Annotated in this window: 25 protein-coding genes and 3 tRNA genes; 14 read left to right on the top strand and 14 right to left on the bottom strand. The window is 55.6% G+C overall.

The features are described 5' to 3' along the window. Window positions 1-14: 14 nt before the first annotated feature. Entirely contained in the window at window positions 15-524 is a 510-nt protein-coding gene (locus ACZ5ZS_RS05575) for a vitamin K epoxide reductase family protein (protein ID WP_188596643.1), read from the bottom strand. 113 nt (window positions 525-637) lie between these two features. Between ACZ5ZS_RS05575 and ACZ5ZS_RS05570 the strand changes: the two genes are divergently transcribed. The 3 genes from ACZ5ZS_RS05570 to ACZ5ZS_RS05560 all read left to right on the top strand — a co-directional run bounded on the left by ACZ5ZS_RS05570 (window position 638) and on the right by ACZ5ZS_RS05560 (window position 2,246). Further along, on the top strand, window positions 638-1,123 hold the full coding sequence (locus tag ACZ5ZS_RS05570; protein ID WP_188596642.1) for an AAA-associated domain-containing protein: 486 nt from the start codon (window positions 638-640) through the stop codon (window positions 1,121-1,123). A gap of 67 nt (window positions 1,124-1,190) precedes the next feature. Beyond that, window positions 1,191-1,712, top strand: coding sequence for a roadblock/LC7 domain-containing protein (locus tag ACZ5ZS_RS05565; RefSeq protein ID WP_188596641.1), 522 nt, complete (start codon window positions 1,191-1,193; stop codon window positions 1,710-1,712). Window positions 1,713-1,715: 3 nt separating this feature from the next. Next, the gene (locus ACZ5ZS_RS05560; RefSeq protein ID WP_188596640.1) at window positions 1,716-2,246 is read left to right on the top strand and encodes a GTP-binding protein; all 531 of its coding nucleotides are present in this window, start codon (window positions 1,716-1,718) and stop codon (window positions 2,244-2,246) included. On the opposite strand, the gene ACZ5ZS_RS05555 is transcribed toward ACZ5ZS_RS05560, so the two are convergent. Continuing rightward, a complete protein-coding gene (locus tag ACZ5ZS_RS05555; protein WP_188596639.1) occupies window positions 2,230-3,318 on the bottom strand; it encodes a hypothetical protein in 1,089 nt (362 codons plus the stop codon). The genes ACZ5ZS_RS05560 and ACZ5ZS_RS05555 overlap by 17 nt on opposite strands. Window positions 3,319-3,435: 117 nt before the next feature. Between ACZ5ZS_RS05555 and ACZ5ZS_RS05550 the strand changes: the two genes are divergently transcribed. From ACZ5ZS_RS05550 to ACZ5ZS_RS05540, 3 genes are read left to right on the top strand one after another with little or no spacing between them, the layout of a single operon-like run. Further along, window positions 3,436-4,464, top strand: a complete 1,029-nt coding sequence (locus tag ACZ5ZS_RS05550; RefSeq protein ID WP_188596638.1) for a 50S ribosomal protein L3 — start codon at window positions 3,436-3,438, stop codon at window positions 4,462-4,464. Between the two features lie 5 nt (window positions 4,465-4,469). Continuing rightward, a complete protein-coding gene (rpl4p, locus tag ACZ5ZS_RS05545) occupies window positions 4,470-5,309 on the top strand; it encodes a 50S ribosomal protein L4 (protein WP_188596637.1) in 840 nt (279 codons plus the stop codon). Next, window positions 5,309-5,569, top strand: a complete 261-nt coding sequence (locus ACZ5ZS_RS05540; RefSeq protein ID WP_425445011.1) for a 50S ribosomal protein L23 — start codon at window positions 5,309-5,311, stop codon at window positions 5,567-5,569. The genes rpl4p and ACZ5ZS_RS05540 overlap by 1 nt, the downstream gene beginning before the upstream one ends. 7 nt (window positions 5,570-5,576) lie before the next feature. Here the strand turns inward: ACZ5ZS_RS05540 and ACZ5ZS_RS05535 are convergent, their stop codons facing one another. Genes ACZ5ZS_RS05535 through sufC form a run of 6 tightly spaced genes read right to left on the bottom strand, consistent with a single transcriptional unit; the run spans window position 5,577 to window position 10,779 of the window. Further along, complete coding sequence (locus ACZ5ZS_RS05535; protein ID WP_464858076.1) at window positions 5,577-5,825, bottom strand: family 1 glycosylhydrolase; 249 nt, start codon at window positions 5,823-5,825, stop codon at window positions 5,577-5,579. Continuing rightward, window positions 5,825-6,751: a family 1 glycosylhydrolase gene (locus ACZ5ZS_RS05530; protein WP_464858074.1), complete on the bottom strand. Its 927-nt coding sequence runs from the start codon at window positions 6,749-6,751 to the stop codon at window positions 5,825-5,827. Before ACZ5ZS_RS05530 ends, ACZ5ZS_RS05535 begins: the two co-directional genes overlap by 1 nt. A 47-nt stretch (window positions 6,752-6,798) precedes the next feature. After that, the gene (gene pcm, locus ACZ5ZS_RS05525; RefSeq protein WP_188596635.1) at window positions 6,799-7,446 is read right to left on the bottom strand and encodes a protein-L-isoaspartate O-methyltransferase; all 648 of its coding nucleotides are present in this window, start codon (window positions 7,444-7,446) and stop codon (window positions 6,799-6,801) included. Between the two features lie 50 nt (window positions 7,447-7,496). After that, entirely contained in the window at window positions 7,497-8,627 is a 1,131-nt protein-coding gene (locus ACZ5ZS_RS05520; RefSeq protein ID WP_188596634.1) for a SufB/SufD family protein, read from the bottom strand. Between the two features lie 11 nt (window positions 8,628-8,638). Further along, entirely contained in the window at window positions 8,639-10,063 is a 1,425-nt protein-coding gene (gene sufB / locus ACZ5ZS_RS05515) for a Fe-S cluster assembly protein SufB (protein ID WP_464858606.1), read from the bottom strand. After that, complete coding sequence (gene sufC, locus ACZ5ZS_RS05510) at window positions 10,063-10,779, bottom strand: Fe-S cluster assembly ATPase SufC (RefSeq protein ID WP_229657715.1); 717 nt, start codon at window positions 10,777-10,779, stop codon at window positions 10,063-10,065. Before sufC ends, sufB begins: the two co-directional genes overlap by 1 nt. A gap of 177 nt (window positions 10,780-10,956) precedes the next feature. Between sufC and ACZ5ZS_RS05505 the strand changes: the two genes are divergently transcribed. Beyond that, window positions 10,957-12,108: a glycosyltransferase family 2 protein gene (locus ACZ5ZS_RS05505; protein WP_188596632.1), complete on the top strand. Its 1,152-nt coding sequence runs from the start codon at window positions 10,957-10,959 to the stop codon at window positions 12,106-12,108. A 23-nt stretch (window positions 12,109-12,131) separates the two neighbouring features. On the opposite strand, the gene ACZ5ZS_RS05500 is transcribed toward ACZ5ZS_RS05505, so the two are convergent. Continuing rightward, window positions 12,132-13,805 carry an AMP-binding protein gene (locus tag ACZ5ZS_RS05500; protein ID WP_188596631.1) on the bottom strand — a complete coding sequence of 558 codons (1,674 nt, stop codon included), beginning with the start codon at window positions 13,803-13,805 and terminating at the stop codon, window positions 12,132-12,134. A 278-nt stretch (window positions 13,806-14,083) separates the two neighbouring features. Here ACZ5ZS_RS05500 and ACZ5ZS_RS05495 point away from each other — a divergent pair, with 278 nt between their 5' ends. Beyond that, window positions 14,084-15,286, top strand: a complete 1,203-nt coding sequence (locus ACZ5ZS_RS05495; protein ID WP_188596630.1) for an MFS transporter — start codon at window positions 14,084-14,086, stop codon at window positions 15,284-15,286. A gap of 138 nt (window positions 15,287-15,424) precedes the next feature. Here ACZ5ZS_RS05495 and ACZ5ZS_RS05490 read toward each other — a convergent pair. Beyond that, a tRNA-Asn gene (locus ACZ5ZS_RS05490) sits at window positions 15,425-15,501 on the bottom strand. Between the two features lie 302 nt (window positions 15,502-15,803). Here ACZ5ZS_RS05490 and ACZ5ZS_RS05485 point away from each other — a divergent pair. Further along, window positions 15,804-17,663: a glycoside hydrolase family 15 protein gene (locus tag ACZ5ZS_RS05485; RefSeq protein ID WP_464858071.1), complete on the top strand. Its 1,860-nt coding sequence runs from the start codon at window positions 15,804-15,806 to the stop codon at window positions 17,661-17,663. Here the strand turns inward: ACZ5ZS_RS05485 and ACZ5ZS_RS05480 are convergent. The 4 genes from ACZ5ZS_RS05480 to cpsA all read right to left on the bottom strand — a co-directional run bounded on the left by ACZ5ZS_RS05480 (window position 17,642) and on the right by cpsA (window position 20,578). Further along, window positions 17,642-17,718 (bottom strand) — tRNA-Phe (locus ACZ5ZS_RS05480). The genes ACZ5ZS_RS05485 and ACZ5ZS_RS05480 overlap by 22 nt on opposite strands. Before the next feature lie 343 nt (window positions 17,719-18,061). Further along, entirely contained in the window at window positions 18,062-18,925 is an 864-nt protein-coding gene (locus ACZ5ZS_RS05475; protein WP_188596628.1) for an amidohydrolase family protein, read from the bottom strand. Window positions 18,926-19,057: 132 nt separating this feature from the next. After that, window positions 19,058-19,130 (bottom strand) — tRNA-Val (locus ACZ5ZS_RS05470). A gap of 266 nt (window positions 19,131-19,396) precedes the next feature. Next, window positions 19,397-20,578: a carboxypeptidase CpsA gene (gene cpsA / locus ACZ5ZS_RS05465; protein ID WP_188596926.1), complete on the bottom strand. Its 1,182-nt coding sequence runs from the start codon at window positions 20,576-20,578 to the stop codon at window positions 19,397-19,399. Window positions 20,579-20,956: 378 nt separating this feature from the next. Between cpsA and ACZ5ZS_RS05460 the strand changes: the two genes are divergently transcribed. From ACZ5ZS_RS05460 to rpsJ, 5 genes are all read left to right on the top strand, one after another. Further along, complete coding sequence (locus ACZ5ZS_RS05460) at window positions 20,957-21,352, top strand: hypothetical protein (protein WP_188596627.1); 396 nt, start codon at window positions 20,957-20,959, stop codon at window positions 21,350-21,352. Between the two features lie 99 nt (window positions 21,353-21,451). After that, on the top strand, window positions 21,452-22,141 hold the full coding sequence (locus tag ACZ5ZS_RS05455; protein WP_188596626.1) for a phosphoribosyltransferase: 690 nt from the start codon (window positions 21,452-21,454) through the stop codon (window positions 22,139-22,141). Further along, a complete protein-coding gene (locus tag ACZ5ZS_RS05450; protein ID WP_229657713.1) occupies window positions 22,138-22,452 on the top strand; it encodes a zinc finger HIT domain-containing protein in 315 nt (104 codons plus the stop codon). The genes ACZ5ZS_RS05455 and ACZ5ZS_RS05450 overlap by 4 nt, the downstream gene beginning before the upstream one ends. Before the next feature lie 75 nt (window positions 22,453-22,527). Then, window positions 22,528-23,862, top strand: coding sequence for a translation elongation factor EF-1 subunit alpha (gene tuf, locus ACZ5ZS_RS05445; RefSeq protein ID WP_188596625.1), 1,335 nt, complete (start codon window positions 22,528-22,530; stop codon window positions 23,860-23,862). Between the two features lie 19 nt (window positions 23,863-23,881). Next, the gene (gene rpsJ / locus ACZ5ZS_RS05440) at window positions 23,882-24,190 is read left to right on the top strand and encodes a 30S ribosomal protein S10 (protein ID WP_188596624.1); all 309 of its coding nucleotides are present in this window, start codon (window positions 23,882-23,884) and stop codon (window positions 24,188-24,190) included. The last annotated feature ends 46 nt before the right edge of the window (window positions 24,191-24,236 follow it).

Here is a 24,236-nt window from a genome sequence, read left to right as displayed (position 1 = left end):
GGCAATACATTACGTTAAACTTGACGGTCTCTAGGCCTGGGTAGTTCCGCCGCATTTTTCCTCTTACCGCTCCTGCCCAGCAGCACCGTTACGAGGATGAAGTCGATTATTATGGCCGCGTGCATTATGGTGCAGTACACGCATATTGCCCTCACCACGGCCAGCTCTATGTATATCAGGTAGGGAACTATGGCTATGCCTATGAATCTCCACCCCATTATGGCCTTGAGGATGGAGCTCGCCCTGCTGGACACGGAGTACCAAGTCACCAGGGCGGCATTAATTATGAACCAAGCCGCCGCCAACGCGTCCAGGGGAACACCCCCCACCTCAGAGTAGGGGCTGGAGAGCACCGCGGCGCAATTTATAGTTATTCCGGACGAGGGCACCAATGAGGCCGGCGCGGTGCATATGGGGAGGGGCCTGCGGAGGAGGTACCACGTGTATAATACCATGAAGGACGAGGCCATGCCCACGATGGACATGGCGATAAGCGCGGCGAACCTGGCCTTGCTTATATTCATTTAGGGACGGACCCATGTAATTAAAATATAAGGATATCGCGAATTGCATGTTTTGCACAGGCCGAGCCCATCCCAAAGTTTATATATCGGCCTGAGTATCGCTTAATTGGGACATGTCTCAAACCTCGTTGTTCATGCCGCTAGACGCCAGGCTGGCCGACGTGCTTGGGCTCTTAGACACATTGGAGAACGACTTCGGCGGCGCAGCCGATATATATAAGGTAGCGCAGCAGATGGATTCGGACCTGGACGACTTGATTCCGGCCCTTAACGCCGCGTCCTCCCTAGGCCTGGTTGAGGTGATCAACGGGGACGTCAAGATAACCAGCGACGGCAGGCGATTCCTATCCGCCAAGATAAGCGATAGGAAGAGAATGCTCAGGGAGCGCATAATAAGCATCGAGCCATTCAAGACGGCGGTCGAGCTGGGCCGGCTCTCCCCGTTCAAGATAGATGAATTGATAAGCGAGTTGGGCAGGAGGGGTTACCACGACGCGAAGGACCCCAACGCCCGCGACCTCCTATCCATACTGCTGGCCGAGTGGGGCGTCTACGCTGGTATCTTGAGGAGGAAAGGCGATGAATACGTCGCGTTATGACTCGACTGCCCCGCGGGCCGCGGACTCAATTGAAAAAGTTTATAAGAATCCGCCCAGTCCAGCAAGCGTGAGTTTTGATAGTGCAATAAACGGATTGAACACCATGCTTGGCCAGATAATAGAGGAGAATAAGGAGTACATCAGCGGCCTTCTGCTGCTCTCCAGGGATGGCTCTCTCCTGGCCTATAGGACCAACGGTCCCGTGCTAAACGGGAGCGACGCGGATCTAGTGCTGCCCGCCAGCAAGTTAATGGAGTGCATCCACAAATTCACGGAGTCCACTCAGCTGAACTCCTTCAAGTCCATGATAATGGAGACGCCTGAGTTAACCATTGTCGTAAGCTCCATAGGCGGGGGCTCGGTGATGGCGTTGATGCCGCCCTCGGTTCCCACGGGCTTCGCGTACATGATCATAGATAAGTACGTGGATCAATTGAATAGGGCCGTGGAGGAGATAGAGAGAAGCGAGCGCGACATAACAGTGGAGGAGATAGGGCGGGGCGAGGCTTCGGAGAACCTGTCGCCGGATGATTTCGACTACATAATACTCTACCTGCGGGAGAGGCTTAAGGCCGTCACCAAGGGTTAGGAGATGAAGATACTGAAGATAGTGATAGCGGGCGGTTACGGCAGCGGCAAGACGACCTTCGTCAAGACGCTCAGCGAGGTAGTGCCGCTGGAGACGGAGGTCAACACGAGCGATCCCAGGGGCGATAAGCGCACCACGACGGTGGCGTTCGACTACGGCAGGATAGCCGTTCGCAGCGACTTGGTGGTCCACCTATTCGGCCTCCCTGGGCAGGAGAGGTTCAGCTTCCTGTGGAGGGGCCTCTCCAGGGGAATGCATGGCTACATACTTATGGTCGACTCATCCTCCCTGGACACCGTGAAGGAAAGCGTATTCGTCTACAGCTTCCTGAAGGAATTCTTCCCATACACGCCGCACGTGGTCGCCGCCAACAAGCAGGACCTGCCCACCCGCGTTCCCCCCAACGAGGTTAGGAAGCTGCTGGACGTGCCCAGCAGGATAAAGGTGCTGCCGCTGATAGCTAAGGATAGGGAGATGGTGATCAACACGTTGGTGTCGCTGCTCGAGGAGATAAAGCTCACCGGGGAGTACTAGACTTGCTGGATAGGAACGCCATCAACTCGTCCACATCATAGAAGTACTCGTGCACGTACTCGAACGGGTTCTCCGCCGCGTTCCCGTCATCGTTGCTCCAGTACACGTAGACGGGCTTGCCCAAGTGAACCGCCAAGTTCACCTCCGACAGCACCCCCCTGCTCAGGACTCCCCCGTACCTGGGCCTGTACGCCACCACCATGTCCGACTGTTGTATATATCTATAATCCCTCTTCATTATTTGGTCCTGGATCAGGTCCCTCTTCGTTATGGGATTCTTAGCTGTCACCTCCTCCACCTCCTCCTTATTCAACTCAATGGGGTATTGATCTAGGTCCACCTCCGTCGGCCACCTCAACTCCTTCCTTATAACGACGTTCCCTATTATGGCCTCATCTATTGTGGTGGGCTCGAATACGGCTGCCACTCCCCGAAGCCTCTTTGCGAACTGCATTATCTCCTCCACTGCCTTTCCATTACTCCTCACGTGCGTGATGGGGTGGGACAGGTACGCCTTCGGCAAGTCGGTGAACAATAGTTTATAGAAGGTGTCCACCGGGTGCTTTATAGCAACCACGTAGTGAGGCACGCCGAGCGCGGTGGCAATGGCGTCGCCCATCATGGTCTCCACGGTCCTCCATATGAAGACGTCCCTCAACCTCATGTAAACTCCATGCCTCTCCCTGGCCTCCCTCTGCACTATCCTGCTCCACACGGAGTACGCGTCGTCTATGAGCGTGATCAAGGCGTTTAGCTTCAATTCCTTTAGCATGTTCACATCGACCAAGCTCCAGTAGGAGTTATGCCTGAAGTAGGTCAAGTGCATCCCAATCAATGCATGCTGCGCCCCGCTTCCCCCCAACTCATCGAGCAGCCTGCCGAACTCCGCGTACCACCTCTCCCTCTGCTTCTCCATGTAGCTGTCCAGGAAGTACGGCATGCCCCGGGACAGGGTTGAGTCGAAGTCAACGGCGTACACCTTACCCCCGGTCCTCTCCTCGGCCTCCTCGCGCAGCTTGTTGAGCAAGCCAACCTTATTGAGGCCGCTGTGCCCCGCTATTAGCGCCCTCATTCAAGTCGCTGTCGCCCATCTCTTAATATCGATTTCGCCCGGAACCGTCGTGGCCATCAGCATGCGGGAGAAAGTTTTTAAGCCATAGGGATTAGGATCAGCGATTGGTGGATAGATGTGGGTTTGAAAATTCATAGGCCTAGACGAGGATCGATGGCGTACTATCCCAGGAAGCGTAGCGAGACCCTCGTTCCCAAGATATATAACTGGCCCCAGGTCAACCTGGGCAAGGCAGCCCTACTATCCTTCGCCGCGTACAAGGCTGGAATGGCTCACGTGGTCATGATCGACGATAGGCAGACCAGTCCATTCTATGGAAAGGAGATAGTCAGGCCAGTCACGGTGCTCGACGCGCCCCCCATGCGCGTGGTGGGGGTTAGGGGCTATTCAGTGGATCCCTTCAAGGTGCTCACCGTAAGCGTGGGAGAGGCGTGGGCCAGCGACGTCCCTAAGTACTTGAGGAGGGCCTTGACGCTGCCCGAGAAGATAAACACTGAGGCAGCCCTCTCCAAGCTCCAATCAAAGCTGGATGAGTTGACCCAGGTCAGGGTGATAGCCATAACGCAGCCCCACCTATCCGGCATAGGCAAGAAGACCCCGGAGATAATGGAGATACCGGTGGGCGGGACCCCCAACGTCGATGAGCTATTCAAGTACGCCGTCTCGCTGCTGGGCAAGGAAGTGTCGCCTCGCGATGTGTTGAGGGAGGGCCAGTTGGTCGACGTGATAGGCGTCACCAAGGGCAAGGGCACGCAGGGAGTCGTCAAGAGGTTCGGAGTAATAACGCTGCCCAAGTGGAACAAGATGAGGAAGGGGTACAGGAGGACGGGCACCGCGTCGCCCCAGAACCCGGCCGTGATGTTCACCATACCCAAGCAGGGACAGACGGGCCTTCATAGGAGGACGGAGTACAACAAGAGGGTGTTAGCGATAGGAGACAACGGAGCCGATGTGACTCCCCCAAGCGGTTTCCCGCATTACGGCGTGGTGAGGGGCAGCTATATATTGGTGGAGGGAAGCGTGCCGGGCGCATTCAAGCGATTGATAGGGCTGAGGTACCCCATGAGGCCGCCGCCCAAGTATGACCACGTAAATGTAAATAAGCCCCAGATAGAGTGGATAAGCACCAAGGCGGTGTCGAGGTGACCGGCATGAATGTAATAGGCATAGATTTAACTCCATACCTCAAGGAATACCCAGAGGTTCCGGCAAAGGCCGTGGTGCTTGGAACGGATGGCTCGGCCAAGGGAGAGCTTGAACTGCCGCCGCAGTTCCATACCCCGGTCAGGCTGGACGTGATAAGGCGGGCCTACCTCAGCGCATTCACTGCGTCTCTCCAGCCCAAGGGCGCTGATCCCATGGCTGGGAAGAGGACCACGGCAAAGGCATTCGGCGTCGGCCTCGGGATAGCGAGGGTACCCCGCGCCACGGGAAGCCTATGGCCGAGGGCTAGGCTTGCCACCAACGTCGTGAAGGGTCGTTCAGCCCACGCCCCGGTCGTGGAGAAGGTGATCCGCGAGAGGATAAACAAGAAGGAGAGGGACTTGGCGATCAGGTCCGCCATAACCGCCACGGCAGTGAAGGCCCTAGTGGAGCGCCGCGGCCACGATGTGAGCAGCATAAAGTCGCTGCCCCTCGTCGTTTCCAGCGACGTGGAGTCGATAGATAAGGCCAGGACCGCCAGGGAGGCCTTGGAGGCCGTAGGCGCGTGGAGGGACGTTGAGAGGGCCGGCAACGGGATAAGGGATAGGGCCGGCATAGGGAAGCTGAGGGGCCGCAGGTATAAGGAGCCCAAGAGCGTCTTGATAGTGGTATCCAACCCCCACGCTGCCCTGGCGAGGGCGGCGAGGAACTTCCCGGGCGTCGAAGTGGTTCACGTGAACAACCTAAGCGTCCTCCACCTAGCCCCGGGCGGCGTGCCCGGCAGGTTAACGCTGTGGAGCGACGCGGCTTTGAGGGCTATGAAGGATGCGGGGCTATTCATGAGGTGATGCGGGTGTCAGAGCTGATAACCAGGTTCATAATAACGGAGAAGACCATCAGGCTGGCCGAGAAGGAGAATAAGGTGACGATAGCGGTTCCCCTAAGCGCCAGCAAGAGGGAGATAAAGAAGCAGGTGGAGAAGGCGTACGGCGTCAAGGTAGTCAAGGTCAACACCGCGATAACCATGAAGGGCGAGAAAAAGGCCGTGGTGAAGCTATCGCCGGAGAGCAACGCGTTCGAGCTGTTGACTAGGCTCGGCCTCGTGTGATGGATCCTCAATCCAACTCCATGCTCCTGCTCACCCTTCCCAGATACTCGGCGCTCCCGCGTATCTTCCTGTGGGATCCCTTGCATTCTATGAGCCCAAACCGGGCCGAGTACCCCCTCTCCCACTCATAGTTATCTAGGAGGCTCCAGTACATGTAGCCAATGGTGCCCCCCCTCACCGCCTCCCGCAGGTGCTCTCGTATGAATCTTATCCTGAACCCATCATCATCCGTGGCCACTCCGTTCTCCGTTATCATTATGGGCCTCCCAACCCTGCGCGCAACTCTATGGCCTCCCCAAGCCCCCTGGGATCCACCACGAAGCCCATGTGATTATCCCTCCCCTCCTCGAACTCTATTAAGGCCCTCCTCGAGAACCTAACGCGGGGCCTCGAGTAGTAATTGAGCCCCAGGTAATCCAGGGAGCCAATCGCCTCCCCCCCAAGCCAGTCGGGCAGCCTGCCTCGCTTCAAGGCGTTGAGCGGCGTCAAGTTGTAGAGCTTGTTGACGAGGGTCGACGCTATGTAGTCTAGCGGGGATAGCCTATTCATGGGGTGCACCGGCATAACGTTGATAACTATGCCCACCATGTTGGTCTCCCTCTTCAGCTTATCATAGGCCTTGCCGTGGGCCTTCAATAGGTTGGATAACACGGTCCACATCTTGGCGGGGTCAGGCTTGAAGGGAGGAAACTTGCCGAGGAGGTACGCAAGGATTGGGTAGAGGTTCACCTCGTTTATAGTTAACCAATACCTAACGTCTAGGTTCTTCGATACGTAGTCAACGTACTCCAGGAAGTACTTCAGGTTCTCCCCCCTCTCCCACGCCCCCGCGTCGTGGAACCAAATAGGGTTGGTGAAGTGATGCAGCGTCACCACGGGGGTTATCCCCCGCTGCCGCATTTCCTTCATCATGTCTCGATACACGTCCATGGCAGCATCATCGAACCACCCCAGCCTCGGCTCTACCCTGGACCACTCCAGGGACAGCCTCAATGCCTTCAGTCCCAGCCTGGCCATGATGTCCAAGTCGGTCCTATACATCTCCCAGAACCTGCATGCCTCGCCGCTGGCGGGCAGTAACCCCGCCTTCTCGTACCTCCACCAATCCGCGTTCTCGTTATTGCCCTCCACTTGGTAAGCCGATATGGCCGCCCCAATCAAGTAGTCGCCGGGTATCCTCACGTGGGGGACGGCGGGGAGCATTATTAAAACCTTTGATTCCCCCGCAATCACTTGAGGGGAACGAACAACACGGGCGTCACGGGCTCCATTCTTGTCTCCCCGCCCAGCTTGAATATCCTGTACAGGACCTGCTCATCCCCCTCCCTTAACGGTATCACCATGACGCCCCCCTCCCTCAATTGATTCAGGAGCGCCGGCGGCACCGAGTCTGCGGCGGCGGTGACCAGCACCGCATCGAATGGAGAATGCCGCGGCAATCCCTCCCTTCCATTGCCTCTATACACCTTCACCGACCGGCTATACCCATTGTTCACCACGTTTATGGCGGCGTAGAGGGATAGGTAGGGATCCACCTCCACGCTGAAGACCACCCCGCCTCCCCCCATGGCCTCTGCGCAGACACATGCGTGGTACCCCGTCCCGCTTCCCACCTCCAGCACCTTCTTGGCCTGGGCGGGCTTTATCAGTTCGCACATGAGGGAGACCATGTGCGGCGCACTGATGGTTTGCCCCCTCATCACGGCCAGGGGCGAGTCGTTGTAGGCGTACTGCCTTATATACCTCGGCAGGAATTTATGCCGCGGCACGGCAAGGAGGGCCCTCTCCACGTCCGGATCGTGTAGGTAGCCCTCGGCCTTTAGTTCCTCAACCATGCCGCGCCTGGCGGCAGCGTAGGACTCCTCATCGTAATCCATTCTCCCTCTCCACTGGGCTCAACGCGCAATTTAATAAACAATCGCGTCGCTCAGCGGGCTCTGAGGAGCCTCTCCGCCATTATTGATTTTATTAATTGAATCTCCTCGGAGAATTGCTTAGGCGCCTCGTCCAAGTACTTCATCACCATGTCGTGCGCCACCAAGCCTATCACCTCCTCCCTGCTCAACCCCCTGCTGGCCAGGTAGAACATCTGCTCTTCATCTATTGAGGCATCCATGGCGGAGTGCCTCGCCTCGCTCACGTCCCCCGTGTCCACGGCTATCACGGGAACGGAGACCGCCACGGCGTCGCGGGACCCCATGAACATCTTCCCCTCCACCACGGTTGAGCTCCACTTCCCGGTCTCCGTTATCCTGCCCATCCCCCTATGTATGACCATGGATCCATCAAGCGCAATACCGGACACTGTTGAGTAACTCCTCGTCGACTCCCCTATGTGGAGCAGCGTGGAGTAGTAATCTATCCTGGACTTGGCAGTTCCCGTCTCCAGCACCTTCGAGGACACGCTGGAGTAATTGCCGCGCAGCAAGTAATCCTCCTCCCGTCTATTCATTGATCCATCGAGCACCACGGTGTATCCGTTGATCACCGCGTTATCCAGCGCAGTTATCCTGCTCAACCCATACGCGGGATTGCCTCCCTGTAGGGAGGCATTGAGTAGATTCACTTGAGCCCCCCTCCCCACCAGCGCCTCCACCACGTTGGAGGAGCACGTTCCCCCCAGCTCGATTATGGATAGGTCGACGGACGCCCCGTCCCGCACGTTTATCAAGACGTGGCTTGACTCGAAGCTACCTCCAGAGGACTCCACGAGAACCCCAAGCTTCCCCGCGCCGGGGGGCACGTCTATGAATACCACCGACGGCACGTTGAGCAAGTGCTTCAGCAACATCTTGGATTCCCTTAGATCTATCGTGTTTATGGGCAGCGCGTCGTCCTCGCCCAGCTCCACGGCGCCCACCTCATTCTTGGCCAGCCTTCCGTCCCTAATAATTACCTGAGCATCGAGTTCGTATCGAAGGGGCTCGCCTGGACTGCACGTCTCGAACGCTGACCAGTCCGTGTAGTACTTTATAGAGGGCGAGTCCTTCACTTGCTGGTAAGGCACTGAGTCCAGCAGTTTGGCAGCGCCTCGCTTCAACTCGCCCAGGGTAGTCATGATCCTCCCCCTCACGCCAGTTTGCCGTACTTGCTGAACTCCATGGATATGACTTTGTTCAGAGTCATTGCGTACTCGAACGGCAATCCCTCCGTTACGTCCTGTATGAATCCAAGCACTACCAAGCTCTTCGCTTCGTCCTCAGTGAACCCGCGGCTCCTCAAGTAGTAAAGCTTGTCCTCGCTTATTCTTCCAGTGGTAGCCTCGTGAGTCACCGTGGCCTCCTCCTCGAACACTTGATCGTGGGGTATTGTGTACGCCTTAGACGATGAGTCCAGCACCAGGGAATCACACACCACGTGGCTCTTCGCTCCCTTGGCTCCCTTCCTCACGAACACCAATCCCCTATACACGACGGAGCCCCCGTTCGCCGATATCGACTTGTTCACTATCTTGCTGGACGTGTTGGGCGCGTCGTGGTACACCTTGGCTCCATTCTCCTTCCAGTGGTTCCCGTTGGCCATGGTTATGCCGACTATGCTGGTGGACGCCCCCTCGCCCTTGAGCACTGTGGATGGATAGACATAGCTCGCCCTGCTTCCAATGCTGGCCTCCACCCACTCTATGAAGCTGTGCGCCTCACCTATCGCCCTCTTATTGTTGAAGTTTATCACGTTCTTGCTCCAGTTCTGGACGGTGGTGAACTTTATGTGAGCGCCCTCGTGAGCGTACAGCTCCACCATTCCATCATGGAAGCTCGTCTTGCTGAACCTAGGTGCGGAGCACCCCTCTATGAAGTGTATGTAGCTGTTCTTATCGGCCACCAGCAGCGTGTGCTCGAACTGTCCCTCCAATGCATTGCTTATAAGGAAGAACGCCTCCAGCGGGGCCTCTATCTTGACTCCGGGCGGCACGTAGACGAACACTCCACCGCTCCACAGTGCCCCGTGAAGCGCTGCGAATTTATGCTCGGGCGGGAATATTTTCATGAAGTACTGCCTAACCATGTCGGGGTACTTCTGAACGGCCTCCTCCATTGACATCAATATGACTCCCTTTTCATTCAATTGCTTCTTGACATTCAAGTAAATTATCTCTGAGTCCAGCTGGGCTCCCAAGCCGCTCAAGGCCTTGGCCTCGAGCTCCGGCAGCCCTATGGATTCGTAGTAGCTCTTTATATCGCTGGGAAGCTGGTCCCAATCGTTGGCTTGATGCGTGGATGGCTTTGCGTAGTTTATCAATTCCTCCAGGTCTATCTCGTTGACTGCGGCGACCCAGTTGGGCATCGGCAACTTATTGAACAGCTCCAAATTCCTCACCCTTAGCTGCCTCATCCACTCCGGCTCCCCCTTAAGCTTCGATATCTCCTCCACCACATCCTTGGTTAGCTTCCCCCTAACCGTGGCGGCCCACTCCACGGGCTTGGTGTGGGTCAATGCGTCCTCCATTGTCTTCTCTCCGAGTATGTCGGTTATGGTTATCTTCTCCACGTCCATCACCTCCTCAGGAACGCCTCGTAGCCCATCTTCTCTATCTCCTCCACCAACTCAAGCCCGCCCTGAGTGGCTATCTTTCCTCCCTTCAACACGAGGACTCGCTTGGGGGAGACGTAGTGGAGTATCCTTGCTTGATGCGTGGTGAGAAGAACTGCGGTTCCCCTCTCCGCCAGCTTGGACACGGCCTTGCCCACCGCCGCCACGCCATCTACGTCGAGGCCGGAGTCCGGCTCGTCGAGAAGCGCCACCTTGGGTTTAGCCATCAATAATTGAAGCACCTCGCTCCTCTTGGCCTCCCCACCGCTGAATCCGTGATTTGCTCCCCTGGATAGGTGGGATTGCGTCAATCCAACGTCGCCCACGGACTTAACGAGCTCCGCGACCACTTGAGGAGGCGGGGAGTCCGTTATTTTTCTATTCATTCTCTTGTTAACCATGGCCGTTATCAAGGTGGTCAGCCTGACCTCGGGCACCGGCACTGGGTTTTGGAATGCCATCATTATCCCCAAAATGCTGCGCTCCTCCGGCGGCGCCTTGGTTATGTCTATTCCATTCAACAATATGGATCCCCTCGTGATGGAGTATCTTGGATGGCCCATCAACGCCATGAATAGGGTTGTCTTGCCGCTTCCATTCGGCCCCATCAATGCGACGACCTCTCCGCCGCCCACGGATAGGTCTATCCCGCTCAGTATCTCCTTTCCGTCCACAGACACGTGCAGATCTCTAGTTTCCAACTTAGTGCTCAAAGCAAATGCACCGACTGGTCTGCGTGACACTGATTATAAATCTTACGTTAGTGTATACGCAATTTAACCAGCACGAGGACGGCCCGGCAAATGACGGTGGCCGGATAATTTAAATCCAGGCATGGGTGGGAAGCGGCGAGCTACATGGGCCTTGCATCCATTGTTTTAGCGCTGGTGGCAGCGCTGGGCACGCTGGCCTCCGCAGCCTCCCTGGCCCGCGAGGTGGCGTATTGGTCCAGGGCGAGGATTAACGGCGATGGGAAGGAGCCCGACGTGACGGTGATAATACCGATGCGGGGCGTGGATCCAGGGCTTGACGATAATCTGGCCAGGATAGCCAGGCAGAGGTATGGCGGTAAGGTAAAGTACGTGGTGGCTGTGGACTCGCCCGACGACCCGGCGCTGCAGGTGGCTAGAAGAGTTCTCCCCGACCTTAAGGTGGTGATAAGCGATCCAGGCAATGCCTCCGGCAAGGGCTCCGCCCTATCCAACGCGTTGAGGGTGGTGGACACGGACGTCGTGGTTCTATGCGATAGCGACGTGAAACCCCATGAGGAGTGGCTGCGAAGGCTCGCCTCGCGCGTATCCCCCACGACGGCCGTCACGACCTATAGATGGTACATAGGCAGGAGCGCCCCGGCCCTCTTGATGGCCAACTTCAGTTCCCTGGGGTTGACCGGGATGCAGACGGAGGCCAGCAGATTCACTTGGGGCGGATCCACGGCGCTGCACATGGACTTCATCAGGAGAAGCGGCGTGATTGACCTGCTCCCCCTCTACCTAAGCGATGATTACTTGATCACGAGGAAAATCCATGAATTGCGCATGAAGATAGAGTTCGAGCCTAGCGCGATTGTATTATCACTGGCGGAGGACGATGTTAGGGCCGTCTTCAATTGGGCAGTGAGGCAGATGTGGTACGTCAAGGTGTACGGGAAGCGCGCCTTTCAAGCATCGCTGGCCTCGTACACCGTGATGGCCCTGGCCAGCCTAACCTTCCTCGCCCTCCCCCTGGCTGGGTGGCCCGTCTTGATCTCCCTACTGATATTCCCAATGGGGGTAGCCAAGGAGTATGTTAGGGCAGTCAACATAGCCAGGAGAAATCCAGGCCACGCCCACCTGATTAATCCCCTCCTACACGCCGCGTTCTCCATCCCCAACCTCTACTTCTCAGCAATAGTGATGTATGCGACGCTGGCCACGAGGGAGATAAGTTGGAGGGGCAGGCGGTACTTTGAGGGGGAGGCCCTTAAGATGCTGGAGAAGGCATCCATTGACCAGTACAGGAACGGCTAGCGAGGAGGAGAGGGGATTCCCCCTCACTTCCTGGATTCCTCCCTCAATGCCCTGCGAAGCACCTTCCCAACCGCCGTCTTGGGAAGCTCGTCCCTGAACTCGACTTGACGCGGCATCTTGTAGTGAGCCACCTTATCCTTTAGGTACTCCCTTATATCGTCCTCGCTCACCTTTCCCTTGCACTCATCCTTGAGCACCACGAATGCCTTAGGTATCTCCCCAGCCGCTGGATCCGGTACTCCCACCACGGCGGCTTCCTTGACGCATGGGTTCTGGTAGAGCACCTCCTCTATCTCCCTGGGGAACACGCTGTATCCCTTATACTTTATCATGTCCTTCTTCCTATCCACTATGAAGAAGAATCCCTCCTCATCCATGTAAGCCAAATCCCCCGTCCTCAACCACCTATGCCCGCAGCACTGGAAGAACACCAGCTCGTTGTCGGCCGGCATGTTGTGGTACCCCTTCATGACTTGCGGGCCAGAGATTACTAATTCCCCCGTCTCCCCCGGAGGGAGCAGTTGAGGCTTGTCCGGATCCGCTATGGCGGCTATGGTGTTGGGTATGGGCACTCCTATGCTTCCCACCTTGTGCTTGCCCAGTATTGGGTTGACGTGCGTCACCACGGCGGTCTCCGTCATGCCGTACCCCTCCCTCAACCTGGCCCCGGTCAGCTTCTCGAACCTCTCCGCCACCTCCCTCGGGAGGGGGGCCGCGCCTGAGATGCAGGCTATCAGGGATGACATGTCGTACTTGGAGGCATGCGGGCTGTTGAGGAGGGCTATGTAGAGGGTCGGCACGCCGTGGAAGAGCGTTGCCTTGTACTTCTCTATGGCCTCCATGGTCTCCTTGGGATTGAACCTCGGCATGGCTATTATGGTTCCCCCCTCGTATACCGCATCTAGGAATACGGTTATCATTCCATATATGTGGAACCACGGGATGACCCCCACCCACACGCCCCTCTCTACGTTGAATTTCCTCTCCACGTTTTGGATTATGGCGGATAACTGCTGCAGGTTAGCGGCTATGTTGGCGTGCGTTATCTCGGCTCCCTTGGGTATTCCTGTCGTGCCTCCAGTGTACATTATCACCGCCAAGTCCTCTTCGGGATTGATAGCCGGCCGCTCCGCCAGCGGCTCCGCCTTAACTAAGTCCCGGAACTTGTGCGCCTCAATCTTGGGTCTCCTATTGGCCAGGGAGTACGCGATGGCCAAGTGCTTTGGCAAGTAATCCGCTATGCTGGTCACTATTATCTCGGCATCAGCGTTTTTTATCTTGTCGTGGAATTGATCCAGCGCGACTATCACCTTGGCTCCCGAGTCGCGTATTTGATGCTCCACCTCCCTCTGCGTGTATAGTGGATTCATGGGCGTCACCACGGCTCCCAGCTTCAACGCGCCGAAGTAAGCTATGGCGAATTGAGGAGAGTTGGGGAGGAATAGTGCGATGATGTCCCCCCTCTTCACGCCGAGCGATCGCAGGCCGCCGGCGAACCTATCGCTTAATTCCCCTAACTCTCCGTAAGTCATCCTCCTTCCCATGAATATCAAGGCATTATGGCCGGCATCCTCCCTAGCATGCTTGTCCAGCATCTCGTATAGCGGAAACGCTCTTATGTCTAACTCGGCTGGTACACCTTCGTCGTAGCTCCGCACCCATGGTTTACCTTTGTAAAAATTAAATGCGTCCTCCATGTGAGGGCCTACCATGTGACGTTAATAACGTTTTTCCCACGTAGAGAATAGCGTAGAGAACCAAGCGGGCGGGCCCGTGAACAGCATGATATTTCATCGTGAGTTCTCTAGCGCGTTGTAGTATATCTAATCAAGTGAGGCACGTCATGGTTAGTGTCCGCCTAATCGCGTGGCCCAATGCTGGGGCGGACTACTTGGTGGATTGCATTAGCGATCGCAGGATGCATTTTTAGCCGCGATTATATTCTCTTTAAAATATATTCTTTGAATGGGCAGTTATGGTTGGCAGGAGCACCTTAGTAGCGGTGCTGGCCGGGATGGGTGGGTTCTCCGACGGTTTTGCCCTGCTTCTGGGAGGCGCCGCGCTGCTTTCGCTGAGCCAGTATTTCAAGTTGACCGCCGGAGCCGAGGGATTGATAGTCTCGTCGCCATTCATAGGATCAGTCGTGGGTTCCCTCATCTTCGGCAGGTTAACCGACATGCTGGGCAGAAGGGCAGTGTTCGTGAATGTGCTGGCGTTTTTCGTTCTCGGTTCCCTAATTAGCGCCCTTTCCTATTCAGTAGCTCAATTAATTATTGGCAGGCTGCTTGTGGGGATTGGGATTGGGGGAGATATACCCTCCGGCGCCAGCCTAATCGCCGAGGCATCCAGCGGAGGCGATAGGGGCAGGTTAATCTCTATCCAAAGCATTCTATGGGGAGCAGGAGGAGCCGTAGCCGTATTGATAGCGTTGCCATTGCTCGCATTGCTGGGTAATGCATCTTGGCGTGCATTACTGGGGCTGGGCGCCGCGCCTCCATTGGCGGCATTGGCGATGAGGAGGAAAATAGGTGAGAGCTGGATTTGGCGGATCAAGAGGGCCGGCGGATACAAGGTTGGGAATCGCAGTAAGTACTCCTCAATTCTTGCATTCACCGCTGCCTCGCTTTTTGCTTGGACATTCATGCTAGCCATATTCGCCAACTACACTCCATCCATCTTGGTGAGCACTATGAGGCTCAGCAAGTCCGCTGCATTGCTTATCGGCGGGCTTCAGTGGATGGGCTTCGTGGTTGGTGGTCTGCTCGTATTCAAGTACTGCGACTCCTTGGGGAGAAGGCAGTTGCTAGTTCCAGCCACCATGGGCACTGCCGCCCTACTTTATGCTGCTACATTCCTCGCCGTGAATGATCCGGCGACATCGTCCCTGGCGCTCATCGCGTTGTGGATCCTAGGCGGCGTCGGCTATATAATCAATAGCATATATTCCGCGGAATTATTCCCAACTCTGCTTAGGGGAACATCGAACGGCATCAGCTTCTCGATGGGCAGGCTCGGCGGTTACATTAGCACGCTGATCCTTCCGTCGATGATGGTTTCAATTGGATTAAGCGGCATCATGTTGGCCTTAGCCATAATGATGACTCCACTGGCCTTGGCCTGCCTATTCATGGCGCCCAGCAGCGAGGGAAGAAGCCTGGAGGACTTGGAGAACATATGATGCGTCCTGAATTAGTGCCATCCAACTCCTAGGATGGTTTTGAACCTCCCCAGACCGGCATTACGTGTAAATAGATCATCTGGGGAACACTACCTAAAAGATATATCGCCCCCCAATGCGGTTATCTCGCCTAGTGATTGGCGCCGCCGCCGGGACTTGAACCCGGGACCTATGGGTTAACAGCCCATCGCTCCACCAAGCTGAGCTACGGCGGCCTCGCCGCCAATCATTTAATGGGTTTTAATTTTTTGCGTTGGGCCGTGTAGGCAAATACAGGTAATTCTATTTAGACATTCGAGGTAGTCGCCCATCCTAAACGCGCCGCCGGGACTTGCGGTGAAACAGCGCTTATCGCGGCAAGATTAAACGCGCTCGCAGGGGAACTGCTTTCCGGGTCTAGGGCTCGCCTAGTCCAGGGGCTGCGGTCTCCGTGGGGATCTTTGGATTAACATCCTCAAGCAGTGGCGTCTCATTTGGAACTAGGTAACTTATATAAATCGATTGAAGCCGTTAATTCATGGTGCGATACCTAGTCCTGGGCAACGGCAGGCTCAGCGCGTTCTTCGACGATAAATACTACCTCAGGGAGCTTTATTACCCATTGATGGGCAAGGAGAACCACTCCCTCCAACAGTACTTCAGGTTGGGGGTTTGGAGGGATGGGTTTTCATGGGTGCACGACTTCAATCCATCAATGGCTTACTTGGAAGATGCGTTGGTGAGCGATGTGAGGATCAACGTGAGGGGGATCGATCTCCACATAAACGATGTCGTGGATTTCGTGGTGCCAGTGCTGATCAGGCGGATATCGATAGGGGGGAAGGGCAAGGTAAGGCTGTTCTTCACTCACGACTTCACCATAAAGGAGAACGACGTGGGCGATACTGCGTTGTTCGACCCATCCCTATCCTCACTAATACATTACAAGGACGACAGGTGGTTCGCGGCGTCCACCAGCAAGGGAGTGGATCAATACGCCGTGGGGTACAGGGGCGCGGGCTTCGAGGGGACTTGGAGGGACTGCGAGGACGGGGAGCTCAGCGGCAACAGCGTGGCGCAGGGATCCGTGGATTCGGCGATGGCTGTCGACGCGGAGGCTGGGGAGGTCGTGCATTACTGGTTGATAGCAGGTCAATCCTACGGCGACCTGGAGAAGCTGAGCAAATTCGTGCGGGAGAGGGGGCCCGACAAGCTGCTTAAGCGCAACGTGGATTACTGGCGCACCTTCTCCAACAAGGACCCGCGACTCCTCTCATCGGTGCCCAGCGACTTGTTGAGCCACTTCAAGCGGGGCATCTTGGCCATGATGACTCACGTGAATTGGAACGGCGGCATAATAGCAAGCGGGGACACGCACGTGCTTAGGTACTTCACGCGGGACACGTACGCGTATGTCTGGCACAGGGATGCGGCCTTGACGGCCCTCGCCCTCGACGCGGCGGGTTACGGCGACGTGACCCGCAGGTACTATGAATTCGCCCTATCCACCATAAGGAACGGCTACATGTTTCATAGGTATAAGGCGGATGGGAGGTGGGGATCCACTTGGCACTCCTGGGTCTCCAAGTGCGGTTCCCTCCCCATCCAGGAGGATGAAACGGCGTTGGTGGTCTACGCGCTTTGGCGCCACTACGAGAAGTACAGGGACATGGACTTTGTGAAGGACTTCTACAAGCCATTAGTGAAGGATGCTGGGGACTTCATGGTGAGGTATGCCAGGGACGGCCTCCCGCTTCCCTCCCACGATTTATGGGAGGAGAGGTGCGGCATCCACTCGTGGACCGTGGCCTCCGTTGTGTCCGGCCTACGGGCCGCCGCCAAGTTCGCCGACTTGTTCGGCGAGGACGATAAGAGGAGCGAGTACGAGGCCGCCGCCAACGCCATGCTAGGCCGCTTCAGGGAAATCATGAAGGACCGCGGCCTCTACACGAGGGGGCTGCTGTACAGGGATGGTGGGCTCGCGATAGATGACGAGCTGGACTCCAGCGCGCTGGGCCTGGCCGTGCTTGGCGCGGTGGATACCAGCGATCCCCTCATGGTGAATACTGTCAAAGCAATAGAGGGGAAGCTGTGGGTGAACGGAGTGGGCGGGCTGGCCAGGTACTCCGGCGACCAGTATCAACGAGCAGTCAATGGGCCCGGCAATCCATGGTTAATAACTACGCTATGGTTGGCGCAGTGGCATGCATTGGTCGGCAACGCCAAGAGGGCTAGGGAGCTTGTGGATTGGGCCATATCCAAGGCAACGCCCACGGGCCTGCTGCCGGAGCAGGTGGACGGGGAGGGAAGGCCGATAAGCGTGGCCCCCCTCACTTGGAGCCATGCGGAGCTGGTCAGGACGATACTAATGATAGGTGGTGCCCCGGCTGGGATTTGAACCCAGGACCCCCCGGTCTTCAGCCGGGTGCTCACCCAGTCTAAGCTACCGGGGCCTCAATGTCGCCGGCGCTCGAGCATTTTTATTTTTTACCTCCCACCTCTCAATCTCCAATACTGCCCCCTCCATTGCCCAGCGTGCGCCAACACGAGGCTCAAGTACATCGAAATCCCGGCCTCATCACCGTGGTGGCCTCCAATTCACGCGAATCGCGTTTTCCCTAGGGAAAAGTTTTTATGCTCTGCAGTTGAACCATTAAGCGTCGGCTCGTTGGGATTCAGGCAGAGCGGGGGTGACCCCCCTATACGGTGATGCTTGAAGGACGAGCCGCGGGGTCGTTCATCTTCTCTCCAATTAAACTCACCCCGCAGTGAAGGGGGATTGCCGTCTTTCCAATACTAACGCTGGAGAGGCTTGATTAATTGCCTCGCATTGAGGGCCGTCATGGCATTCAATGCCTCCCTCGGAAGATCCAGCGACAGGAACTCGCGTAGATTCTCGCCCAGCCCCTTCACTCCAGGGCTGCCCACGTCGCTTCCGTATATCGACTTGCCGCTCAACTCCCCTATCCTCGGCAGGTACGAGAGGAGCCGGGCCGGCGGTATCCCGGACAGCTCCAGGTAAATATTGCTCCTTATCCTGGCTAATTGAAACGCGGACTGCATCCAAATCGGCCTCCCCGCGTGCGCGAGCAGTATGGTTAGCCTGGGGAAGTCCACGGACACATCGTCGGCCAGCATGGGGTCGCCGTACTTATTCCTGGCAGGCGAGAACGCGCTTGTCCCCGTGTGTATGGTGACCGGCAACCCATTGTCCTCCGCGAACTCGTACGCCGCCTCCAGGGATTTCAACCCGCCCTCCTCAGGCCTGTAGGCGTTCGGCTTCACCCATTGATGAACTGGGTGCACCTTCAACCCGCTTATCCCAGCCTCGTACTGCCTCTCCAACTCCCTACGAGCCTCATCCGCGTCCCTCACCCTTTGAAAATCCACCCCGCCGAACACGGCGAATCTATCGCCGTACTCAGCCACAACCTTTATCACTTTGATCGGTAAGTCGCCCACGTTGCCATATATAGATGCTGGGTAAGCCATTATCACCACGTAATCTATGTCGAGCTCATCCATTAACCTCACCACGTCGCTTGGAGACCCATAATCGACGGCGGTGAATCCATCACGCAGCTCCCGCCTCAATGACTCCAAGTCAACCCCTATTAGCCTGGGAAATATCAGGTGGGTGTGGGCATCGATGAATCCCATGGATAGTGGGGCGGTGGGTTATTTATAAGAGTTCATTGAATGTCATCTACGTGTCCAATTTTTGGTAACGCACAGTGCAACTGGGTGTCCAAACATTTATTTGAATCAAGGACGGTGCATTATGGTTTTGAATGGGCCCGCCGGGATTTGAACCCGGGACCTCTCGCGCGTAAGGCGAACGTCCTAGCCGCTAGACCACGGGCCCGAGCTTGCCTGCCCACTCTCCCATGCCTTTTAATTTTTGCCCTGGTAAGTCGAACGGTGGCCCACCGTGAGTGGATTATCAATTATTGAGGAGGCCCACATGACCCGCGGCGCTCCTGTCATGGCAAGTAAGTGAAGGTGAAGCGCCTCCTCACGCTATGCTGGGTATTCCGGCCAGCAATTCCTCCTCTATTTGGGTAGAAGCGGATATTCCGCATGTTTGTCCTTTCCTTTTTCTCCGGCATGTTGCTGGCCGGTTTGGTTTTCTTACTTCATGTTGGTAAAAGTTATGGCTAGGGCTGCGTGGGCTAAGGCCCCCAGCTTTAGTACGCTTTCATCGACGCAGAATCTAGAGCTGTGGTTGGGATAGACGCATCCCATCTGTTCGTTTCTAGTTCCCAGGAATATGTAAGTTCCTTTAGCCTTCTGCAGGAATCGTGAAAAGTCCTCAGCTCCTAGAACAGGCTCGGTTTCCTCAACTTTGGAGATATTACTTAGAACCTTCATAGCTTCCTCGGTGACTTCGGGATCGTTGATTGTGATGGGGTAAACATCTTTCATAAACTCAACCTTACATTCAGCACCGTAGATATCGCAGATCGATTTCACTATTTTCTCCATGTAACTTAATGCTCTCTTTCTGACCTCTTCGCTTAGACTCCTTATTGTTCCCTCCATTACTGCATTGTCGGGAATTATGTTGTCCTTCGTCCCTGAGTGAATTGAGGTGATTGAGATCACGAAGGGTTGAACGGGATCGATCTGTCTAGAGGAAATACCGTAAATGGCGTTGGCTATCAGCAGAGAAACATGTATGGGGTCTATCGTCTCATGAGGTGCCGAACCGTGTCCTCCTTTCCCGTGAACTGTTATCTTGAATGAGTCCGGGGTGGCCATCAGGGGTCCCTTTCTCGTCGCAAATACTCCTGCAGGGTATTTCGCGAAGATGTGCAGCCCGAACACGTAGTCAACGCCATCCATTGCCCCGGCGTCGATCATTGGCTTAGCCCCGCCTAACCCCCCATCCTCCTCAGCAGGTTGGAAGAGAAACCTCACCTCCCCCGAGAGCATGTCCACATTCTTTACTAGAAGCATGGCAGCGCCGAGAAGCATGGCCACGTGAGTATCGTGACCGCAAGCGTGCATTACCCCTTTTTCCTTTGACTTATAAGGTAAATCGGTCATTTCCTCAACGGGTAGGGCATCCATGTCGGCCCTCAAAGCCACGGTCTTGCCCGGCCTCGGCGTCTTGAGCGTCCCCACGACTGCGGTGGGTAACCCCACCCCGGTCTTAACTTCTATCCCTAAATTCCTTAATGTATCGGCCACTAGTTTTGCAGTATTATATTCCTTATATGATAGTTCGGGGTTCTCGTGTATCTGCCTTCTTATTTTTATTATTTCATCCTCTATTTCGATTACGTCCCTTCTCAATTTTTCCAAGTCCATTAATACCTTTATGTTTCTCCCGTATTTTAACTTAATTAGCGAGTAAGGCAATAGATAATATAAAATAATGAAATGCTTGCCGGTTAGTTTAGGAATTAACAATTCAATGTATGGAGACGCAAGCCTGGCAATCTCAACGCTTGGTAAAACGTACTGCGAAGCCACAACTCCAGTCTAGAGCGTGCCTGGGGCGAGTCGATATTGTACCTTCAGCCAAAACTCATGCGCCGCCCACGTGGGGAAAGCTCGCGATCTATTAACGATCCTTGGCCCCCGCTCAGGGGAAGCTGATGCGGAGGTGCTTCTTGCGATTGACCACGGGCTGAGTTACGCCGCAGGTAAACGCTTTAATAGCGTGTTTCCCTATGGTAGTCGCCGATGTTGCATAGGTTCATTGTTTACATCACTAAGGATCTCTCTGGGTCTCACTTGTATAGGGGCTCCGTCAAGTATTGCAATAAGTTGGCCGTGGACTTACGGGTGAGGCTTGTGTTCAAGGGCCCCATCACCAAGACCGGGTTGGAGGATTGGGTATCCCGCATTAAGTTAGCCATGGGCGAGACATGGGCTGGGTCGGATCGCCCCGTCAGTGATGTGTTTGAGATACCGAGCGGGATGTGCGTGGCCGGCGACGTCGAGTACAGCATAAGGAACGGCTTGGAGGATGAATTGGACTTCGCCAGGCGCAAGTTGATAAGCGATGGGAAGCTATTCATAGCGGGCTACGAGTTCGACTTAATAGATGAATCGATGTCGGGGACTTCAATTGATTAGCCTTGACTTTCGAGTGCCCGGCCTACGCGCACGTGTGGGGAATGGCCTTCATTCCCTGCGTAATATTAATAAACCTTGGCCTAAGCCATTGGTAATGTTATGGCTAAGGTAGCCGTTAAGCTGGTGTCTTGGGACGAGATAGCGGACTGGGCTCGCGATTTATCCTCAAAAATACTTGAGAGCGGCTGGAGGCCCGACGTCGTCATGGCGATAGCGCGCGGGGGTTACGTGCCGGCTCGATTGGTATGTGATAACCTCGGCGTCATGGACCTCGTCAGCGTCCAAGTCGTCCACTGGCCCAGCACTGCGCAGGCAATTGAGAGGGCATTCATAAAGCACGAGGCCAGGGTGGATAGCTTGGCTGGAAAGCGAGTGTTGGTGATAGATGATATAGTGGACACGGGGGATAGCATTTCGTTGGCCAAGGAGTACGCTGAGAAGGCGGGGGCAGGCGAGGTGAGGTCGGCCGCCCTTCAGTGGATATCGACGGTCGCCAAGTTCAAACCGGATTACTACTCCATCAACGTGACGGACTGGAAGTGGTTCGTATACCCATGGAACGTCACGGAGGACGTCACGAACTTCATGAAGAGGATAATAATGGAGGAGGGCGCTTCCAAGAACAGGTGGGGCTTCACGGAGTTGGTGAGCAAAATGCGTGAGTGGTACGGCGACGAGATAATGAAGGTTCCCCTATCCTACATAAGCAAGGCGCTCATTAATTTGGAGCAGATGGGCTTGATAGAGAGATCCAGCAATGGCGCCGAGTACGTAGTGAAGGGTAAATGAACTTGAATGAAGGGCCAGGCCCTGGGCGTCATGATTTTGCGAGCGGTTCATGCGAGATCTGCGGCGAGAACGAGGCAGTGATCACTTGCAGTCGATGCGGTAGGCGGGTCTGCGGCTTGGACTTTGATTGGGGGCGGGGCGTTTGCCTGGCTTGCAGGGATACTTCCTGTTACATTTGCGGCGATTACTCGATTGCCTTGTGCGCTTTGTGCGGCAGGCCGGTGTGCAGGAGACACAGCTCGCGGGTCGGGTTGAAGCGGGTCTGCGAGGATTGCCTGTCCAAGTCTCGGCTCGGGGCTTTGGGACCATGATGGCCGTCCCTCGCTCGGCGAATGATGCGTCGGCGTAGTTAAGCTTTTAAATTCAGAATCCAAGCGGAGTTCGATATGAGCATAGTTAAGCAACCGCAAGCGGACGCATTGAAGAAACCGCACCTGAATCTGGCGGTAGTGGGTCATATAGACAATGGAAAGTCAACTCTAACCGGCAGATTGTTGTTGGAGACAGGCTACGTGGATGAGAAGGGCTTTAAGGAGATAGAGGAGGAGGCCAAGAAGCTGGGCAAGGAGGATTTCAAGTATGCATGGATACTAGACAGGCTGAAGGAGGAGAGGGAGAGGGGTATCACAATAGACGCTATGCACGTTGGCTTCGAGACATCCAAGTACTTCTTCACCATAATAGACCTGCCGGGCCACAGGGACTTCGTGAAGAACATGATAGTGGGAGCCAGCCAAGCCGACGCCGCTCTGTTGGTGGTATCGGCCAGGCCGGGCGAGTTCGAGGCAGCAATAGGGCCCCAGGGCCAGGCGAGGGAGCACCTCTTCCTGTTGAAGACTCTGGGAGTCAATCAATTGATAGTTGCCGTCAATAAGATGGATGTGGTGAACTTCGATCAGAAGAGGTTCGAGCAGATAAAGAACGATTTGGGCAAGCTGATGAGATTGTTGGGATACGATCCAACCAAGGTTCCATTCATACCCGTCAGTGCTGTGACGGGCGATAACATAAAGTCCAAGAGCACCAACATGTCTTGGTATAATGGACCCACCCTGTTGGAATTGCTGGACGCGCTCCAGCCCCCGCCCAGGTTGACGGATAAGCCGCTCAGAATGCCGGTCCAGGACGTGTTCTCCGTCACCGGCGCCGGCACCGTCATAGTGGGCAGGGTGGAGAGCGGGGTTCTCAAGAACGGAGATAGGATAGTGGTCATGCCGTCGGCCAAGGTCGGCGATGTTAGGAGCATAGAGACCCATCACATGAAGCTGGACGATGCCAAGCCGGGCGACAACGTTGGAATAAACGTGAGGGGCATTGATAAGAATGACGTTAAGAGGGGCGACGTGATAGGGCAGTTGAATGCGCCGCCCACGGTCGCCGACGAGATAGTTGCCCGCGTCGTGATACTGGAGCACCCAACCGCCATAGGCGTGGGCTACACGCCGGTCATGCATGTCCACACCGCCACAGTGCCCACCCAATTCATTGAGTTGATCTCGAAGCTGGATCCCAGGACCGGTCAAACGGTGGAGCAGAAGCCGCAGTTCCTCAAGAAGGGAGACGTTGCCATAGTGAGGATGAAGCCGCTGAAGCCGGTGGTCGTCGAGAAGTACAGCGATATGCCGGCGCTAGGCCGATTCGCGTTGAGGGATATGGGCAGGACAGTGGCTGCGGGCCAGATAATAGAGATAAAGCCAGCCAAGGTAGAAATAAAGACTTAATCAATTGAGTGAAGCTATAATGCCTAAAACTGCTCGAATAAGGATATGGGGAACGGATCCCGAGGCCGTTGATGGACTGGCCAGGGATATAGTCGACCTAGTTCAGAAGCTGGGGGTCAGGGTTAAGGGGCCTGCCCCACTGCCGGTGAAGAGGATGCTGGTAACAGTGAGGAGGGCGCCCAGCGGCCAGGGTTACCACACCTTCGATCATTGGGAGATGAGGATACACAAGCGATTGATAGACATAGATGCTGATGAGAGGGCCATGAGGCAGTTAATGAGAATAAAGGTTCCCGAGGACGTCAAGATAGAGATAGAGCTTCTCTAACCTAAATAAATAAATCTATCGAGAAATCATTTTAAAACCCAAGTCA

Source organism: Thermocladium modestius (assembly GCF_055398215.1).
This window is presented reverse-complemented; position numbering and strand designations above follow the sequence as displayed.